A 17,857-nucleotide genomic window follows, 5' to 3' on the forward strand; every position below is an offset into this window, starting at 1 on the left:
TTGTACTGGCGTTCACTCTGGCAGCAAAGGCTTGAGGAAGCGTGCAGTGTGCGAACCTGCGATCTGCGCCACTTGTTCAGGTGTACCGGTTGCAATGATTTCACCGCCACCGCTACCGCCCTCGGGGCCAAGATCGATGATCCAGTCTGCAGTCTTGATAACATCGAGGTTATGTTCGATCACCACGATGGTATTACCGTGATCACGTAAGCGATGCAGGACATTGAGCAACTGCTGTATATCATGGAAGTGCAGGCCTGTGGTTGGCTCATCTAAGATATACAGGGTCTTGCCGGTATCACGCTTGGACAGTTCGCGTGCTAGTTTCACGCGCTGTGCCTCACCACCCGATAGTGTAGTCGCCGCCTGACCCAAACGGATGTACGACAGGCCAACATCTATCAGGGTCTGCAGTTTTCTTGCAATGGCTGGTACCGCATCGAAGAACTCGCGAGCATCTTCGACTGTCAGCTCCAGCACCTCGTCAATGGTCTTGCCCTTGTAGCGAACCTCTAGTGTTTCGCGATTGTAGCGCTTTCCCTTACAGGCATCACAAGGCACGTAGACATCCGGCAGGAAGTGCATTTCAACTTTAATCACACCGTCGCCCTGACACGCCTCACAGCGTCCGCCTTTGACGTTGAAGCTGAAGCGACCCGGCTTGTAACCACGCGAACGCGATTCCTGGGTGCCGGCAAACAATTCACGGATAGGCGTGAAGATCCCGGTGTAGGTTGCCGGGTTAGAGCGTGGCGTACGGCCAATCGGGCTCTGGTCGATATCAATGACCTTGTCGAAGTGCTCAAGATCTTGGATTTCACGATAAGGCGCAGCCTGGCCAGATGTCGCCCCGTTGAGTTGGTGGTGGGCGATCTGGAAGAAGGTGTCATTGATCAGGGTCGACTTGCCCGAGCCGGACACCCCTGTGATACAGGTCAGCAGGCCAACAGGGATTTCAACATCAACATCTTTTAGGTTATTGCCGGTAGCGCCGAGTAGCTTGACGGTCCTCTCGGGATCCATGGCGACTCGCTGCTCCGGTATTGCAATACATTTCTTGCCGCTGAGATATTGGCCCGTCAGCGAATTGTCGTTATCGACGATATCAGCCAGCTTACCTTCGGCAATCACGTTACCACCATGGACACCGGCTCCCGGGCCGATATCGATCACATGGTCGGCCATCCGGATAGCATCTTCATCGTGCTCGACCACAATCACGGTATTTCCGAGATCGCGCAGGTGGGTCAGGGTCTTAAGCAGGCGCTCGTTGTCGCGCTGGTGGAGGCCGATTGACGGCTCGTCCAGTACATACATCACGCCTACAAGGCCAGCACCAATTTGGCTAGCCAAGCGGATCCGCTGGGCTTCACCACCCGATAAGGTTTCTGCACTGCGGGATAGATTGAGGTAGTTGAGGCCGACATTGACCAGGAAGCTCAATCTGTCATTTATTTCTTTAAGGACTTTCTCGGCGATTTTGGCTTTCTGCCCGGTCAGCGCCAGCTGGCTAAAGAAGTCCATCGCTTCGCTGATACTCATCTCGCTTACGGTCGGCAAGGTGGTATCGGCAATAAACACGTTGCGGGCTTCCAGGCGCAGGCGCGAGCCACCACAGCTGCTACACGGTTTAGTCGAAACAAACTTGATCAGATCTTCTCGTACCGAGTTGGATTCGGTCTCGCGGTAGCGGCGCTCCATATTGTTGAGGATCCCCTCGAATGGATGGCGGCGGACCGTGATATCACCCCGGTCATTGATATACTTGAACTCGATATCGGTCTTGCCCGAGCCGCTGAGGATCACGTTCTGGATCTTTTTCGGCAGGCTATCGAATGGTGCTTCGACATCAAAGCCATAATGCTCGGCCAGTGACTTGAGCATCTGGAAGTAATAGAAGTTGCGCTTGTCCCAGCCGCGGATAGCCCCGCCGGACAGGCTCAGTTCGCCATTTTGCACCACACGTTCAGGGTCAAAGAACTGCTGTACCCCCAAGCCATCACAAGTACCACAAGCACCGGCTGGATTGTTGAAGGAGAACAGGCGAGGTTCCAGTTCCTGCATGCTGTAGCCACAGTGCGGGCAGGCAAAGTTGGCCGAGAACACGATCTCTTCATGTTCACCGTCGGTCATCGGGCTGACAACCACGGTACCGCCGGATAGCTCCAGTGCGGTTTCGAAAGATTCTGCCAGGCGCTGTTGCAGATCATCGCGGACCTTGAAGCGGTCGACCACCACTTCGATGGTGTGCTTCTTATGCAGTTCCAGCGTTGGTGGATCGGACAGATCGCACACCTCGCCATCGATACGAGCGCGGATATAACCCTGTGCGGCGAGGTTGGCCAAGGTTTTAACGTGTTCACCCTTACGCTCTTTGACGATCGGTGCCAGCAGCATCATCTTGCTGCCTTCCGGCAGTTCGAGCACCTTGTCGACCATTTGGCTGACGGTTTGGGCGGCTAGCTCAACATGGTGAGTCGGACAGCGTGGCTCACCGACACGGGCGTAGAGCAGACGTAGGTAATCGTAAACCTCGGTAATGGTACCGACCGTAGAGCGCGGGTTGTGCGAGGTCGACTTCTGCTCGATGGAAATCGCAGGGGATAGCCCCTCGATATGGTCGACATCCGGTTTCTCCATCAGTGATAGAAACTGACGGGCGTAGGCCGACAGTGATTCGACGTAGCGTCGCTGTCCTTCGGCATACAGGGTGTCGAAAGCCAGAGACGACTTTCCCGATCCCGACAGGCCGGTGATAACAATCAGCTGATCCCGAGGCAGCGTGAGGGAAATGTTCTTGAGGTTATGGGTACGGGCACCCCTGACTTCAATGTTATCCATATCGATGAGCTTTATTGACTAATTTATGACTGCGGCATTATTGCACAGGGCTCAGGGCCTTGAAAGAAAAAGCTGTATAAAAACACAGTGAGCTGGTTATAATAGCACCATTGTGTGTCACTTCTTCGCGTGGCTGTTTGCTGTATTTTACTCGGATTCAACCCTGTTCGATCAGGGGTGAAGCATGATAGACTGCGCGATTAAGTATAAACTTTCAATAACGGTCGCTGGCCTTTTCCCAGCACCGATAATGAGATCGGAGTGAACTATGGCCAGTCGTGGCGTAAACAAAGTTATCCTTGTCGGTAACTTGGGTAATGATCCGGAAATCCGTTACATGCCAAGTGGTGGTGCAGTAGCAAATATTACCATTGCCACTTCTGAAAGCTGGCGTGACAAGAACACTGGCGAGCAGCGCGAGAAAACTGAATGGCACCGTGTGGCGCTGTTCGGCAAGCTAGCTGAAGTAGCTGGTGAGTACCTACGTAAAGGTTCTCAGGTATACATCGAAGGTCAACTGCAGACGCGTAAGTGGCAGGACCAAAGCGGCCAGGACCGCTACACAACTGAAGTTGTGGTTCAAGGCTTCAATGGTGTTATGCAAATGCTGGGCGGCCGTCAAGGCGGTGGCCAGGGTATGGGCGCACCAATGGGTGGTCAACAGCAGCAAGGTGGTTGGGGTCAGCCTCAGCAGCCAGCAGCGGCACCTCAGCAGAACTTTGCTCCGCAGCAACAGCAACAGGCTCCTCAGCAGCAGGCTGCACCTCAGCCTCAGTACAATGAGCCGCCAATGGATTTCGACGACGATATTCCGTTCTAAACACTTGCTGTGTTGTTAGGTCATTGACCAAGATATTAAGCCTCGCCGATGCGGGGCTTTTTATTGCTCTAAATATTCAAAGTAATAATTGTTAGCTGTGGGCCGGGTTGGATTTTGCCTTGATAAAATCAATGAACAACTTGGTTTTGACATGGTTGTAGTCCAGCTTGGGGTAGTAGGCATAAGCCGAGCTTACTGGCTGTCTGAGCTGCGGCAAAACCGGTACCAGTAAGCCTTTGCTGAGCTCGCGCTTGACGGTATTTTCCCCTGCCAGAATGATCCCCATCCCAGCTACCGCAGCAGCAACCAGCGCTTCCGGGTTCTGGGTGGTGAAGTTGCCCTTGAGCCGTAACCTGACATCATTTTCAAACAAGTGCTCTTGCTCATGACCATGGGTACCGAACATCAGGCAGTTATGCTGGGCAAGTTGTTCGGGGTTTTCAATCAACGGCTTTCCTTCCAGGTACGATGGCGCGGCGTAGAAACCATGGCGAAAGTTGAACAGCTTGGTGGCGATATAGCTCGATGAATTGAAGTCCGTCAACTCCTTGCTGATAAATACATCCAGGTTGAGATCCGGTAGTTGTCCCGGGGTGATGGTATGCAGCTCGACCTGGATATTAGGGTATTCCTCGATAAACTCAGCCAGATAATTGACCAGCAGGCGGCTGCCAACGGCCAGAGGTGCACCTATCCGCAATACGCCACTGACTTCGCCATAAGTGGACGTTGTCTCTGCCAGCATCTGGTGCCAGTCATCCAGCAAGCGAGCGCTGCGCTGGTAGAACAGTCTGCCAGCATCGGTCATGGTCAGGCTGCGGGTGGTACGTTTGAGCAACTGCACACCCAGCTGTTTTTCAAGCCACGCCAAGCGCTTGGAGAGTGCCGAGCTGGAGGTGTTGAGCTTGGTGGCTGCCTGGGCGAGAGAGCCCTGATCGACAACAGTGACAAAGCTTTTGGTGCAGGTGATCCAATCCATGTTTGTTAATTACCCTATAGCGCTGGTGGGAGAGCCGAAGATGCCGTTTTCCCTACAGTACCATGAGTTTCTGCGCTATTCAGACTGTTTCTGCCCCAACTAGGGTTTACAAAATTGTTAATTTGTCGACTTTGGCACTGACAGCATGATCGATTGAATGGTATTTTGCTTGCAATATACGCCCGTGCCTTTGCCTTGTTTGGATTATCTCTGGCTAGGTATCTGTTTGACTAAAAGAGTTTTTTTGGCTGCTTATGAGAAAAGCTTCAGGGATGCGGTTAACAAACCGCCTAGTTGCCTTTGTCACATTAATTGTTATTTGTGCCATTTTCGTCATTTTTATTGGCGGGGCGGTGAGTTTTCGCAAGTTGGGACAAGATTACCTTACCCATTATCTGGATGGTGTTGTGGAAGTGATCGATCAGGAGTTGGCCGATCCCCAAGGCTCGCAAGCCATTTCTCGCTGGCTACCCAAACTGCTTAAGGCCAGTAATGTAGTAGAGCTGGAAGTGGGCAGTGAAGCCGGCGTCGTGTATGCCTTCAAGGGACTACAACCGCTGACGGATCCGAGTATTCTCCATAGAAGCCGTTATGATCTCGAACATAATCCGGGCTTTACCGTAACCATGAAGTCCATTCCGCCTTACACCGAGTTTACCTACTCGATTGGGGCGATGTCGTCGATAAGCTTGGCTGTTGCCATCATTATCCTAGGGCTGATCTGGGGGATGGATTGGCTGCGCCGTCAGCTGCACGGTTCTGAATTGCTCGAACACCGTGGGCGCTTGATTCTGGCTGGTAGGGTAGAAGAGAACGAAGTCGGTGACGAGCAGGAATGGCCGGCGACGGCCAGTTTGGCGCTCGACAAAATGATTGCCGAGCTCAAAGATGCCCGCCAAGAGCGGAGCCGGTTCGATACCTTTATTCGTACTCATACTTTTCTTGATCAGCTGACTGGTGCCGCAAACCGGGTGTTGTTCGACAGCCGGCTGCAGTCGATGCTGCAGGATCAGGAAACCCATGGTGCAGTGATCCTTATTCGGATCACCGATTGGGAAGAATTGCTGGCCGACAAGGGTAAAGCTGAGGCAGATGAGCTGATCCAGGATGTTGGTGGGATCTTGTCGAACCTGATCCAGCGCTATCCTGATACCGTACTTTCGCGCTACTTCGATGCTGAGTTTGCCATACTGCTGCCGCAACAACCGGCCAAAGAGGTTAAGCAGTTCTGTAATGCGCTGATGAATGCACTGGACAGGCTCTCGCCTCCGGCGCCATTGGAGCCGGATAACTGGTGCCATATCGGTGTAACGTATTGTGCCAGTGGCGAACGCCGCGGTCGTATCATGGACGAGGCGGATATGGCCCTGCGCAGTGCGCAATTACAAGGTTCCAATAGCTGGTATGCGTTCAAGAAAGATCAGCAGTTCGAAGATGCCCGCGGTAGCGTGCGCTGGCGTACTTTGCTGGACGCCATTTTCACCAGCGGCGGCCCGGTGATGTATCAACAGTCGGTTCAACTGGTCGATGGTAGCCCGCTTCACCGTGAGTTGTTATCTCGCATCAGGGATGAGAACGGTATGTTGATCAAAGCATCTCGCTTCCTGACGGCCGTTGAGCAGGTCGGTTTCAGTGCTCGGATGGATAAACTGGTGGTGACCAAGGCACTTCATATGCTCAAGAGCGAGCCGATCACCGAGTCGATTTCCGTCAACCTCAGCGTTGAAGCACTGCTAGAAAAGAGCTTCGTCAAATGGCTGCGCGATGAACTGCTGCAAACGCCGCGAACTGTACTTAACCGCTTGTCGTTTGAAATCCCTGAAGGGGGCTTGGTCAAACACCTTGATGCCATGCGGCCAGTGACCCGGATGCTGGTGGGGCTTGGTTGTAAGCTCGTGGTCGATCAGGCAGGACGAACCATTGTCAGTACCCACTACATCAAAGATATCCGTGCCGATTACATAAAACTGCATCGCAGCTTGGTACGTGAGATAAACCTGCGTCAGGAAAATCAGTTATTCGTCAGAAGTATGTTGGGCGCTTGCGCCGACTCTGATGTAAAGGTTATTGCCGTTGGAGTTGAAAATGCCAATGAATGGCAGGTACTCAAGCAATTAGGCATAAATGGCGGTCAAGGACGCTACTTTTCGCCTGAAATTTCATCAGAGCATGATGCTGCCAGTAATAATAACTCACGGAAATTGTTTGGAAAAAGCAGCGAGTAGAGCAAAAAATCACTATTCATTATGGGAATTATCGTTATAATGGTCAAAATATTGACACTGGATGTCAAGAATAGTGATTTCCCACAATATTTCCTGATATAAGCCTGTTAACCCCAAGTAGCCTGAAATGATAATAAAGAAGTTATTTAGGAAGAAGACACATTCTCCTGTAGTGGGAATGGCATTGTTCGCCGATACCGTGGCCTTGGTTTATCAGGAAAATAAAGCGTGGGCTACTGATGAGCAACCGGTTAACGGTGTTATGGGGTGGCCCGATGCTATTCGTTCACTGATCGAAAAGCACCAGCTCAAAGGGGCTGAAGTACGCATGGTATTGGGTCACGGCTTATACCAGAGCATGCTGATAGACAAGCCAGAGTTGCCGAGGGAAGAGTATCCGACCGCCTTGCCATTTTTGGTCAAGGAGCTGGTCAATGAATCGCCAATGGAGTTGGTAGCCGACGGTTTTGTCGCTCCCCTCAAAGATCGCCTGCAGGCGTTTTCGACCCAGAAAAAACAAATAGAACAATTGGAAAAAGCCTGTCGTGAAGCCGGCTGTGAGCTGTTGTCGGTATCTGCCGAAGAGGTGGTATGGGGACAGCTGACTGCCTTTGAGCGCAGCCAGTTGGTACTTCACCGTCGTGGTAAAACCAACCTGCAATTATCGGCTTTCAAACAACAAGTTCTGTGTTTCCAACGTCAGCTACGTGGTTTTAGTGTGCCATTACTGGCAAGGGATGATTCCCAGTCGCTGGAGAAAGGCTTGCAGCTGGATGGCTTGGCGTTGGAGCTGCAGCGCTCGCTGGACTTCCTTAGCGCCCAGTTGCGTGATGCGCCGATCACCCAGCTACTGATCTCTTGCGATGACGATGATGATAGCGAATTGGCACAGGCTTTGAGTCAGCGCCTCAACGTTAAGGTTGAACCGGTTACGCCTTCGCCCCCTTCCTTGGCAAGCAATGCTGTACGTGTGGCCTATTGTGCGGTGATTGAGCCCGAGCAGGTCGGTATTAACTTTTACAGTGACGCCCTAAAGCCAAAGCTTGAGCTGCTGACCCTGCCCAATATTGTGATGAGCTGGGTGGCTATCACTGTGATGCTGGGGGCACTGGCTGGCTGGTTCAGCTGGCAGGGTTACCAACAGCAGCAGGAGCTGGCTGCAGATAAGCAACGCCTGCAGCAAAAGACCGCTGAAGTCGAACAGGCCAAGGCTGCCTTGGCAAAGCACTTGCCGAGCCAAATCAAAGTGGATGTGGCCCACGGCTTGGAGCAGCATTTGGCTGACAAACGCGCCGCGCTTGAGGCGATAGCCTTGCATGACAGCAGTTTGCAGGTCGGTTATGCCGGCATGATGCAGCAGCTGTCGGCGGCAGCAAGTGGTGATATCTCGGTCCAGCACCTGAAGGTCAAAGGGCCGCAGCTCAACTTGGAAGGCTTGGCGCGTACGCCTGATGCGGTGCCGGCATGGCTGCAGGAATTCAAACAGTACCCATCACTGTCGGACCGCCGCTTTAAACTGATGTCTTTGGGCAGAAATAAACAGAATATAGTGACCTTCAAGCTGCTGGCAGAGCGTAATCAGCCAGCGTCGCAAGCGGGTACGCAAGGAGTCGCCCAATGAACCAGTGGCAGACGCTATGTGACAAATTTGAATTGTTGACCAAGCGTGAGAAATGGCTGATTGCGCTGTCGGGATGGATTGGCCTGTTGTTTGTCGGCTTTGTTGCCATTATCGAGCCCCAGATGAAAGCCGTTGATGCAGCAAAAGGGCAATTGCAATCGGTCAAGAATGCATTGATCACCAACAGTAATCAGTTGTTGGTTATGCAGCGCAAGCTCAAAGGTGATCCTGATGCGGAAATCGACGAGCAGATCATCCTGCTTGAGCAGCAAAATGCCGAACTCGATGCCCAGTTAGATGGCCGCGTATCAAGCTTGGTGACTCCGGTTCAGATGTCGGCGCTGATGGAAAAAGTACTTCAGCACTCGCGTAAGCTCAAGTTGCTTTCTCTGGAATCACTACCGCCGGTGCAATTGGTTGGCGGTGAAGATGAAGGGTATTTCATCCACCCAGTTAGATTGAGCCTGCGAGGCCGTTATTTTGATTTGATCAGCTACCTCGAGCAATTGGAAGCGTTGCCGGTCCAGTACTACTGGCGCAGTTTGGATTACAAAGTAGATAACTATCCTTGGGCCGATATCCAATTGGAAGTCTACACACTCGGAGTAAGCGAGGACTTTATTGGTGGTTAGATTAGCAGTGATAGCCGTGGCATGGCTGATTATGTCACTGGTACCGGCACAGGCCGCGCAGGATCCGACAGCGCCATTAGGGTGGCAGGCTCCGGCGGTCAAGTCCAGCCCATCACGGGCACGCCTGCCGCAGCTGCAGGGCATATTTTGCGATCAGGATGGCCAGGCATGCCGGGCGATTCTTAACAGTGTGTCTGTCGGAACCGGCGGGCGGATCAGCGGTTATACCTTGAGCCAGGTGACGGATGATTACGTCATCTTGCAACGGGGTGGTCGGCAGTGGCGACTGGATATGTTCGCCGATAACGTAAAGTCAGAGTAGAACAAGAAGTGGTAAACATGCGTGGATTAATTGTAGCCGTTGTCATGGCTTCCCTGGCAGGATGCTCGACCAATATGGGACACCGTGATCCGGTGGAAGTAAAAGGTGCCCTGAATCAGGCCGCCAATGAAGCGAACAGCCGACCTTTGATGGACTTGCCGACAGCAGTCAGCAACGATTTGATGCCGGGCCTTGATGGTATGGACTATGCCAGCCAGACAGTGCTTGAAAAGCGCTTTAGGGTTAACGCCCGCAATGTTGAAGCCAAGGCGTTCTTCGGCAGCCTGGTGAAAGGTACACCTTTCAATATGGTGATCCACCCTGAGGTTCAGGGCCGTATTTCCCTGACTTTGCGCGATGTGACGCTCGACGAAGTGTTGTCTGTGGTCTCTGATATCTACGGCTACAACACCACCCGCAAGGGCAATATTATCCAGGTTTTCCCTGCGACGTTACGTACTGAAGTGATCCCGGTGGATTACCTGCAGCTGCAGCGCCGTGGTGTCTCTCTGACCACGCTGACAACCGGCTCGATTACCAACAGTGATTCCGGTAATTCCGGCAGCTCAAGTAGCAATTCCAACAACAGCGGAAACAACAATAACAGCAGCAGTAACAACAATAGCTCCAGCACAACCACGGGCGGCACTACGATCCAGACGACATCGGAAAGTGACTTCTGGGCCCAGCTGGAAAAAGCCGTACAGGCGATGATTGGCAGCGGCCAAGGCCGCAGTATTGTGGTTTCACCGCAGGCGAGCTTGATTTCAGTCCGTGCTTACCCGAACGAATTGCGCGAAGTTAAAGAGTTCCTCGGTGTTTCTCAAACGCGCCTAAAGCGCCAGGTGGTACTGGAAGCCAAGATCATGGAAGTGACCTTGAGTGATGGCTACCAGCAAGGCATCAACTGGAGCAATATCACCAAAACTATCGGTGGGACTGAAATTATTTTTGGCCGCGGTGACCTGAGTAACGGCAATATCCCGACCTTGCCGGGGGCCGATCCGATTGCCGCCCTGCTTGGCGGCCAGACCAACATTACCATCTCTGATGGTAACTTCGATGCGGTGTTAAGCTTCCTAGATACTCAGGGCGACTTGAACGTACTATCCAGCCCGCGTGTTACTGCGGCCAACAACCAGAAGGCGGTGATCAAGGTCGGTAGTGATCAGTATTTCGTGACCGATGTGTCCGGCGGTGAAGTAAACAGCGACGGCGGCACGGCCTCGCCAGATATCGAGCTGACGCCTTTCTTCTCGGGGATTTCTTTGGATGTAACGCCACAGATTGGCGATGAGGGTAGTGTTCTACTGCATGTTCACCCTGCGGTCATCGATGTTGAAACCGAGATCCGTGACATTGCGTTGGGTGAGACCTTTGGTACCTATCAGCTGCCACTGGCAAAGAGCTCTATCCGTGAGTCAGATTCGGTGATCCACGCCCGTTCCGGCGATGTGGTAGTGATCGGCGGTTTGATGAAATCAGCAACTTCGGATCAAGTATCGAAGGTGCCGCTACTGGGTGATATCCCGATGCTGGGTCACCTGTTCCGTAACGTGAACAAGCTGCAGACCAAAACCGAATTGGTGATCTTGCTTAAGCCGACCGTCGTTGGTGAGCAGACCTGGCAACAGGAAGTGGAACGCTCTCGCGCTTTGATCAACGAGTGGTTCCCTGAAGAGGGTTAAACCATGTACCTCGAGCATTTCGGCATGGTGTCAGCGCCTTTCGGCCTGACACCTAATACTCATTTTTTCCATGCTTTGCCGCCGCATCTAGAGGCGATCGATACCACCTTGGCGGCGCTGGATATGGGCGAGGGGATCATCCAGATCGCCGGAGAAGTCGGCACGGGAAAAACCCTGGTGTGCCGGATGCTGATCAATCAACTCCCAGAGCACTTCGAGCTCGCTTATCTGCCGACGCCAGCTGAGAGTGGCTCGGCGTTGCGGATTGCTTTGTCCCGAGAGCTGGGCTTGGAAGGCGAGGGAGATAACAGTCTGCTGGCAGACAGGCTGCAACAGGCACTGCTGTCACGTAAGGCTGCAGGTAAAACCGTTGTCGTGCTTATCGATGAAGCCCAGGCCTTACCTGATGATGCCCTCGAGGCAATCCGCCTGCTGGGTAATTTGGAAACCGAGCAGGAAAAGCTGCTGCACATTGTATTGCTGGGCCAACCTGAGCTCGATAAGCAGCTTGCAAGACAAGAGCTGCGCCAGTTCCGCCAGCGGATCACCTTTCGAAGCGAATTAAGACCATTGAATTTGGCTGAGACCATCGCCTATATCGAGCACCGCCTGCAGACCGCAGGTGTCGATAAAGAAGTGTTTGCCCTGCCACAGGGTAAGGCGATATGGCAGGCCAGTGATGGCATTCCAAGACTTATTAACCAGCTGTGTCACAAGGCGTTGATCGCCGCATACAGTGAAAACAAATTACTGGTTGGGCGTGATGAGGTGCTCGTGGCGATCCGCGATACCTTGGGTGCACGCCAGCCAAGATGGACATACCCGGTACTGTGGGGATGGCAATAGACCATGAGTGAACTGAATAAAAAACTGAGTGCGCTAAGCCGCAAGCAGGGCCAGCAAAATAGTATGGCTTACAGTGATATCAAACCGGCAACGATTAAACCGGTGAAGCAGGCGAACCTGAAACCTTGGGCTGCACTGGGTGTGCTGAGCCTAGGTGTTGTGCTAGGTATTGGCGGCTGGCAGGTGTGGCATAGCGATGAGCCGGTGAGTGAAGTCGTTAAGGCTGTCAGTCCGGTAGCGACGGCAGAAGCCGCTTCAGCTCATGAAGCCGAAAACACAATGGCAGAACCGCAATCCATCGCCAAGGTTACTGCTGTTGAGTCAGAAGTTAACCTTGATGAACAACTTAATTCCGAAGCACCTGCCTCTGAAGCTGCTGCAACGAAAGTATCAGTACCGAAAGCTTCAGTATCAAAGGCTCCAGTACCAAAAGAGCCATTACCAAAAGCTTCAGCAACAAAAGATCCATTACCAAAAAAAGTAGCACCGACAAAATCGGTACCTAAAGCGGCTGAAGTTAAAGAAGCTGAATCCAAAGAGCCAAAAACAATGCCTGCAGCGGCCAAGCCAATGGCGGCAAAAGCACAACCATCGACTACTGATGATGACTTCCAGCACAGTATCGACATGGATATCGCTGACGGTGAAGAAAGCCTGATGATTGAAACCGTCGAGCTTGATGCCGGTCAGTTGGCCCAAATTGAATACAAGCGAGCAGAGAAGGCTCTCAAAGAAGGTGATAGCCGCAAGGCTATTGGTTACCTGGAAACGGCTGTCAAATATAACCCTGAATGGATCACCGCTCGTCAGAAGCTGGCGGCACTGTATTACGGCAGGGGAGAGACCCGCCGTGCGATCACCACGTTACAGCAAGGTCTGGTGTTGGATACCAATCAGCCCGATCTGCGCTTGACCATGGCGAAATTACTAGTCAATGAGTCACAGCAGCAGGCGGCACTGAATGTGTTGAGCCAGATGCCTTCTTATGCCCATAGCGGTTATCTGGCAATGCGTGGTGCCTTGGCCCAGCAGCTTAACCAGAATGATTTGGCTCTGAGCAGTTACCAAAATCTGGTAAAAGCCGAGCCTTACGATGGCCGCTGGTGGTTAGGGCTTGGAGTTGCACTAGAGAGAGGTCAAGAGTGGGAGCAGGCCGAAGAAGCCTACCAGCAAGCACTGCGTATGGGACAGATCTCTGGTGAGACGCAACAGTTTATTCGTCAACGTCTGGCCGTACTGGCAAAGAGTAAGGGGTAACCATGGCACTTCGACTTCGTAAACGCCTCGGCGATCTGTTGATTGAAGAGGGCATTGTTTCTCAAGACATGCTCGAGCAGGCGTTGGACAACCAGCAATCAACCGGCCGCAAGCTCGGTGATACCCTGATCAGCATGGGATTCTTGAGCGAGCAGCAGATGCTGCAGTTCCTCTCCCGCCAGCTGGACATCCCTTTGGTGGATCTTAACCGCCTGACGGTGGATACCAATGCTGTCGCCTTGCTAGCCGAAGTGCATGCCCGTCGTTTGCGGGCGCTGGTGATTAGCGAACAGGAGGGTATGGTACGGGTTGCCATGAGCGATCCGGCGGACCTAGCCGCACAGGAAGCGGTCTACGATCAGCTTGGCCAATACCGTATCGAGCTGGTCATTGCCTCAGAGCGCCAGTTGATCACCGCCTTTGATCGTTACTACCGTCGTACTCAGGAAATTGTCTCTTTTGCTGAGCAGCTTCAGGCTGAGCACCAGCACCATTCTGAATATGCCTTTGGCCTGGATGATAACGACAACGATGAAGTTACCGTTGTTAAGCTGATCAACTCGCTGTTTGAAGATGCTATCCAAGTTGGTGCATCGGATATCCATATCGAGCCGGACAGCGATGTGCTGCGTATCCGTCAGCGTATTGATGGCGTTCTGCATGAAACCCTGCTTAAAGAGTCCGGCGTGGCATCGGCGCTGGTGCTTCGCTTGAAACTCATGGGTAGCCTGGATATTTCTGAGAAGCGTTTGCCACAAGATGGCCGATTCAATATGACTGTGCGCGGCCAGTCGGTTGATGTCCGTCTTTCGACCATGCCGGTTCAGCACGGCGAGTCGGTGGTCATGCGTTTGCTCAACCAGTCGGCGGGGATCCTCAGTCTTGAGCAGATAGGTATGCCGGAAGACATCTTGCTGCGCTTCCGCCGCCAGCTGCGCAGACCGCACGGCATGATCTTGGTAACCGGTCCGACAGGCTCGGGTAAGACCACCACCTTGTACGGCGCGCTCAGTGAGCTGAACCAGCCGGGCAAGAAACTGATCACTGCCGAAGATCCTGTGGAATACCGTTTGCCGCGGGTTAATCAGGTACAGGTTAACAGCAAGATCGGCCTGAACTTCTCGTCGATTCTGCGTACTTTCTTGCGTCAGGATCCCGATATCATCCTCGTCGGTGAGATGCGCGATCAGGAAACGGTCGAAATTGGTTTGCGCTCTGCCCTTACCGGTCACTTGGTTTTGTCGACGTTGCACACCAATGATGCGGTCGACAGTGCCCTGCGGATGATTGATATGGAAGCGCCGGGTTACTTGGTTGCCAGTGCGGTACGTGCGGTATTGGCCCAGCGTTTGGTGCGCCGAGTCTGTAAAGATTGTGCGACTGAGCATGATGTTGAGCCAGACAAGCAGCAATGGCTGATGGCTCGCTTCCCGTATTTGAGCGAAACCGCTTTCCGCAAAGGACGAGGCTGCCAGACCTGTAACTTCACCGGTTACCGTGGTCGTATTGGTGTGTTTGAGCTATTGGAAATGCGCCCGGATATGATGGATGCCCTGCGTGCTGGCGATGCGGTGCATTTTAGCCAGATCGCCCGCCAGTCACCGGGTTATAAACCGCTTATCGAGTCGGCGATGGAGTTGGCCCTAAAAGGGGTAACCAGCCTTGACGAAGTGTTACTGCTCGGCGAGGGCGACGAACATAACAGCTACGTGTTGTAACGGCGGTTAGGGCATAGGGGACTTAGCATGGCAGTATTTAATTACCGAGGCCGCAGTAGCCAGGGCGATATCAAACGTGGTCAGCTCGAAGCGGCTTCGCAAGACGCGGCGGCTGATATCTTGATGCGCCAAGGTATTATTCCGCTGGAAATTCGCGAAGGCAAAGCCAAGTCGGGCGGACTCGATATTGATCGCTTGTTCAAAAGCCGCATTCCACTCGAAGTACTGGTGATTTTCTGTCGCCAGCTCTACAGCCTGACCAAAGCCGGTGTGCCGCTGTTGCGCGCGGTGCGGGGGTTGGGCCAGAGTGCCAGTCATCCCTTGATGCGGGAAACCCTAGACGCCGTGGTGGTTGAGTTGACCAACGGTAAATCGTTGTCAGCCTCGATGAAAGAACATCCTAGGGTCTTTTCCGAGCTGTTCGTATCGATGATCAGCGTAGGTGAAAATACCGGTCGTTTAGACGAAACCTTGCTTCAGCTGGCACAGTATTTCGAGCAGGAAATGGAGACCCGTCGCCGGATCAAATCGGCGATGCGATACCCAACTTTTGTACTTGTTGCCATCACCTTGGCGATGTCGGTTCTGAACATCAAGGTGATCCCGCAGTTTGCCTCTATGTTCAGTCGCTTCGGTGTTGAACTGCCCTTGCCGACAAGAATCCTGATTGCCACCTCAAATTTCTTCGTTCATTACTGGCCGTTGATGCTCGGGGCTGTGATTGTGAGCTGGATTGCTCTAAAGGCATGGCGTCAAACTCCTGCCGGTGGTGAGAAGTGGGATAAATTTCGGTTAAAAGTGCCTATTGTGGGCGATATTGTTAATCGTGCCCAGCTATCTCGCTTTTCCCGAACTTTCTCACTAATGATACGCGCAGGTGTTCCCCTCAATCAGGCGATCCAGATGTCGGCGGAATCACTGGGTAACAATTACCTGGAAAACCGCTTGATCGAGATGAAAAACGGTATTGAAAGCGGTAGTAGTATTGCGGCAATGGCCCGCCAGTCAGGGGTATTTACGCCTTTGGTGCTACAGATGATTGCCGTCGGCGAAGAGACCGGTCAGGTCGATGATCTGCTACTGGAAGTCTCCGACTTCTATGATCGAGAGGTGGACTATGACCTCAAGACACTGACTGCCCGCATCGAGCCTATCTTGCTGTTTATTGTTGCGATTATGGTGCTGGTATTGGCACTGGGTATCTTCCTGCCAATGTGGAGCCTGCTCGATGTTGCGCGTGGCGTCTAATCTAAAGTACTTCGGTCATGTACGATGGTTCTTGTGGGGAGGTGTCATTTTCTTGATGATCTGGGTACTGCTCGTCGAGTGGCACCGGGTAAATGAAGAAGCTGAACGTACGCAAGTCAAATTATTGGCGCAAACAATGAGCCGCAGTGCCTCCTCATTACGTCAAAAATGGGAGCTGGAAAATAAACCGAGCCACTCCCAAACCAATGGCATCAATTACTCATTTACCCATAAAGGTTGGCCGATAATCATACGAAATGACCATGTTGATTGCGCTGAAATGTGGGAATTATTGTCTTCACGACAAAGGCCTGTCGATTATATAAGCCTAGTTGATAAAAAAAATGTGAGATCAGAGCGTTATAATTCGTGTTATTTCCAAATTACTGACGGAAAATGGCTAGCATTATTTTATGAAAATGAGACAATACACACCAACAGTTTTTTGACGCTTTCCGAATAGCGGTGACGTCGATTTGACAAAAACAAAAAAAGGGTGAGTAAAGATGAAAAAACAAGCCGGTTTTTCGTTGGTGGAATTGGTGATTGTCATTATCGTGGTTGGCCTGCTTGCAGTAGCCGCTTTGCCTCGATTCCTGAACGTCACGGATGAAGCTAAAAAAGCACAAATTGAAGGTGTTGCGGGTGGTTTCGCAACAGCAGTACTGTCTGCGCGTGCTCAGTGGGAGGCTTACGGTCGCCCTGAAAAAAGTGGTTACAATGCCGTTAATTATGACGGTCAAGATTTTTATCTATCAACAATTAGTAAAGACGATAAGGTTGTAGCTGAAGGTTATCCGCTATCTAAAAGAACTCGAAATATTTCTGATGTTGATGAAACGGATTGTGAATGGTTAATGGAAAACTTACTGCAAAACCCACCTAAGGTGACGAGTAAGCAGGAAGACGCATTAAAAGATGGTTTTGCATATTTTACCAAAGCAGATAATAAATCGCAGTGTCATTACTATCAGTTGGCTTCTGCATCGGCTTCTACGTCTGGCGAAGTTTCAAACCTAACATCGGGCCATTCTTTCGTTTATAAACTTGCCAACGGCCAAGTTGAAGTAAACATCGTTAAATAATAAGTTGTATTTGGAGAAAGTAGTATGAAACGTCAAGGCGGTTTTACGCTAATTGAAATGGTCGTTGTGATCGTTATTCTGGGCATTCTAGCTGTAACAGCGGCGCCTCGTTTTTTGAACTTGCAAGATGATGCTCGTAACTCTGCGTTACAAGGTCTGAAAGGTGCGATGGATGGTGCGGCTGGTATTGTATACGGTAAATCAGCTGTGACAGGTGTTGAAAGTATTGAAGCCACTGCAGAGAACGGCGGTACCCCGGCAGTTGCTCCAGAAGTTGATGAAATCAAAGTATCATTTGGCTATCCGATTGCTACTGAAGATGGTATTGGTAAAGCTTTCACTAATGATGATTGGAAAGCTATTACTGATAAAACAGGCGATAACGGTAAAATCATCGGCGCTGGTGAATTTGACCCAACGAAGCAGATTGCATATACCTTCAAAGAACGTAAAACGGAAGGTTGCTATGTTCTTTATACCCAAGCTGAAAATGCTAAAGAAGGCGCAAAGATTGAAGTTGTAGATGGTGACGGTTGTGAAAAAACCTCAAATTAAGTCTGCTGACTTGTAATTAT

15 protein-coding genes are annotated in these 17,857 nt (G+C 51.8%); 13 read left to right on the plus strand and 2 right to left on the minus strand.

Annotated features, from left to right (window positions below; translation table 11 throughout):
* Positions 1 to 12: 12 nt before the first annotated feature.
* Positions 13 to 2,841: an excinuclease ABC subunit UvrA gene (gene uvrA, locus ACXAD4_RS01435; protein ID WP_475238127.1), complete on the minus strand. Its 2,829-nt coding sequence runs from the start codon at positions 2,839 to 2,841 to the stop codon at positions 13 to 15.
* Positions 2,842 to 3,109: 268 nt separating this feature from the next.
* On the opposite strand from uvrA, the gene ACXAD4_RS01440 reads away from it, so the two are divergent.
* Positions 3,110 to 3,661, plus strand: a complete 552-nt coding sequence (locus tag ACXAD4_RS01440; protein ID WP_317523768.1) for a single-stranded DNA-binding protein — start codon at positions 3,110 to 3,112, stop codon at positions 3,659 to 3,661.
* A 91-nt stretch (positions 3,662 to 3,752) separates the two neighbouring features.
* Here the strand turns inward: ACXAD4_RS01440 and ACXAD4_RS01445 are convergent, their stop codons facing one another.
* Positions 3,753 to 4,640, minus strand: coding sequence for a LysR family transcriptional regulator (locus tag ACXAD4_RS01445; RefSeq protein ID WP_475238130.1), 888 nt, complete (start codon positions 4,638 to 4,640; stop codon positions 3,753 to 3,755).
* A 254-nt stretch (positions 4,641 to 4,894) separates the two neighbouring features.
* Between ACXAD4_RS01445 and csrD the strand changes: the two genes are divergently transcribed.
* The 12 genes from csrD (at position 4,895) to ACXAD4_RS01505 (ending at position 17,837) form a co-directional block, all read left to right on the plus strand.
* Positions 4,895 to 6,865, plus strand: coding sequence for an RNase E specificity factor CsrD (gene csrD / locus ACXAD4_RS01450; RefSeq protein ID WP_475238132.1), 1,971 nt, complete (start codon positions 4,895 to 4,897; stop codon positions 6,863 to 6,865).
* Between the two features lie 178 nt (positions 6,866 to 7,043).
* Positions 7,044 to 8,486 carry a PilN domain-containing protein gene (locus ACXAD4_RS01455; RefSeq protein WP_475238134.1) on the plus strand — a complete coding sequence of 481 codons (1,443 nt, stop codon included), beginning with the start codon at positions 7,044 to 7,046 and terminating at the stop codon, positions 8,484 to 8,486.
* Positions 8,483 to 9,118 carry an MSHA biogenesis protein MshJ gene (locus ACXAD4_RS01460; protein WP_475238136.1) on the plus strand — a complete coding sequence of 212 codons (636 nt, stop codon included), beginning with the start codon at positions 8,483 to 8,485 and terminating at the stop codon, positions 9,116 to 9,118. The genes ACXAD4_RS01455 and ACXAD4_RS01460 overlap by 4 nt, the downstream gene beginning before the upstream one ends.
* Positions 9,111 to 9,440, plus strand: coding sequence for an MSHA biogenesis protein MshK (locus ACXAD4_RS01465; RefSeq protein ID WP_475238137.1), 330 nt, complete (start codon positions 9,111 to 9,113; stop codon positions 9,438 to 9,440). Before ACXAD4_RS01460 ends, ACXAD4_RS01465 begins: the two co-directional genes overlap by 8 nt.
* A 17-nt stretch (positions 9,441 to 9,457) precedes the next feature.
* Positions 9,458 to 11,128, plus strand: coding sequence for a pilus (MSHA type) biogenesis protein MshL (gene mshL / locus ACXAD4_RS01470; protein ID WP_475238139.1), 1,671 nt, complete (start codon positions 9,458 to 9,460; stop codon positions 11,126 to 11,128).
* A gap of 3 nt (positions 11,129 to 11,131) precedes the next feature.
* On the plus strand, positions 11,132 to 11,974 hold the full coding sequence (locus tag ACXAD4_RS01475) for an ExeA family protein (RefSeq protein ID WP_475238142.1): 843 nt from the start codon (positions 11,132 to 11,134) through the stop codon (positions 11,972 to 11,974).
* 3 nt (positions 11,975 to 11,977) lie between these two features.
* Positions 11,978 to 13,231, plus strand: coding sequence for a tetratricopeptide repeat protein (locus ACXAD4_RS01480; protein ID WP_475238143.1), 1,254 nt, complete (start codon positions 11,978 to 11,980; stop codon positions 13,229 to 13,231).
* Between the two features lie 2 nt (positions 13,232 to 13,233).
* On the plus strand, positions 13,234 to 14,949 hold the full coding sequence (locus ACXAD4_RS01485; protein ID WP_475238145.1) for a GspE/PulE family protein: 1,716 nt from the start codon (positions 13,234 to 13,236) through the stop codon (positions 14,947 to 14,949).
* 27 nt (positions 14,950 to 14,976) lie between these two features.
* Positions 14,977 to 16,197, plus strand: coding sequence for a type II secretion system F family protein (locus ACXAD4_RS01490; RefSeq protein ID WP_475238146.1), 1,221 nt, complete (start codon positions 14,977 to 14,979; stop codon positions 16,195 to 16,197).
* Between the two features lie 55 nt (positions 16,198 to 16,252).
* The gene (locus tag ACXAD4_RS01495; protein ID WP_475238148.1) at positions 16,253 to 16,660 is read left to right on the plus strand and encodes a hypothetical protein; all 408 of its coding nucleotides are present in this window, start codon (positions 16,253 to 16,255) and stop codon (positions 16,658 to 16,660) included.
* Between the two features lie 43 nt (positions 16,661 to 16,703).
* On the plus strand, positions 16,704 to 17,282 hold the full coding sequence (locus tag ACXAD4_RS01500) for a prepilin-type N-terminal cleavage/methylation domain-containing protein (RefSeq protein ID WP_475238149.1): 579 nt from the start codon (positions 16,704 to 16,706) through the stop codon (positions 17,280 to 17,282).
* A gap of 24 nt (positions 17,283 to 17,306) precedes the next feature.
* Complete coding sequence (locus ACXAD4_RS01505) at positions 17,307 to 17,837, plus strand: type II secretion system protein (protein WP_475238150.1); 531 nt, start codon at positions 17,307 to 17,309, stop codon at positions 17,835 to 17,837.
* The last annotated feature ends 20 nt before the right edge of the window (positions 17,838 to 17,857 follow it).

This window comes from Photobacterium sp. AWH4_225 (genome assembly GCF_056158405.1).

Excerpts from the sequence above, each read along its gene's own strand:
- ACXAD4_RS01455 (WP_475238134.1), top strand. The coding sequence starts at position 7,044 with ATGGCATTGTTCGCCGATACCGTGGCCTTGGTTTATCAGGAAAATAAA.
- ACXAD4_RS01480 (WP_475238143.1), top strand. The coding sequence starts at position 11,978 with ATGAGTGAACTGAATAAAAAACTGAGTGCGCTAAGCCGCAAGCAGGGC.
- ACXAD4_RS01505 (WP_475238150.1), top strand. The coding sequence starts at position 17,307 with ATGAAACGTCAAGGCGGTTTTACGCTAATTGAAATGGTCGTTGTGATC.
- ACXAD4_RS01485 (WP_475238145.1), top strand. The coding sequence starts at position 13,234 with ATGGCACTTCGACTTCGTAAACGCCTCGGCGATCTGTTGATTGAAGAG.
- ACXAD4_RS01475 (WP_475238142.1), top strand. The coding sequence starts at position 11,132 with ATGTACCTCGAGCATTTCGGCATGGTGTCAGCGCCTTTCGGCCTGACA.
- ACXAD4_RS01440 (WP_317523768.1), top strand. The coding sequence starts at position 3,110 with ATGGCCAGTCGTGGCGTAAACAAAGTTATCCTTGTCGGTAACTTGGGT.
- ACXAD4_RS01495 (WP_475238148.1), top strand. The coding sequence starts at position 16,253 with ATGATCTGGGTACTGCTCGTCGAGTGGCACCGGGTAAATGAAGAAGCT.
- uvrA (WP_475238127.1), bottom strand. The coding sequence starts at position 2,841 with ATGGATAACATTGAAGTCAGGGGTGCCCGTACCCATAACCTCAAGAAC.
- ACXAD4_RS01500 (WP_475238149.1), top strand. The coding sequence starts at position 16,704 with ATGAAAAAACAAGCCGGTTTTTCGTTGGTGGAATTGGTGATTGTCATT.
- ACXAD4_RS01445 (WP_475238130.1), bottom strand. The coding sequence starts at position 4,640 with ATGGATTGGATCACCTGCACCAAAAGCTTTGTCACTGTTGTCGATCAG.
- ACXAD4_RS01460 (WP_475238136.1), top strand. The coding sequence starts at position 8,483 with ATGAACCAGTGGCAGACGCTATGTGACAAATTTGAATTGTTGACCAAG.
- ACXAD4_RS01490 (WP_475238146.1), top strand. The coding sequence starts at position 14,977 with ATGGCAGTATTTAATTACCGAGGCCGCAGTAGCCAGGGCGATATCAAA.
- mshL (WP_475238139.1), top strand. The coding sequence starts at position 9,458 with ATGCGTGGATTAATTGTAGCCGTTGTCATGGCTTCCCTGGCAGGATGC.
- csrD (WP_475238132.1), top strand. The coding sequence starts at position 4,895 with ATGAGAAAAGCTTCAGGGATGCGGTTAACAAACCGCCTAGTTGCCTTT.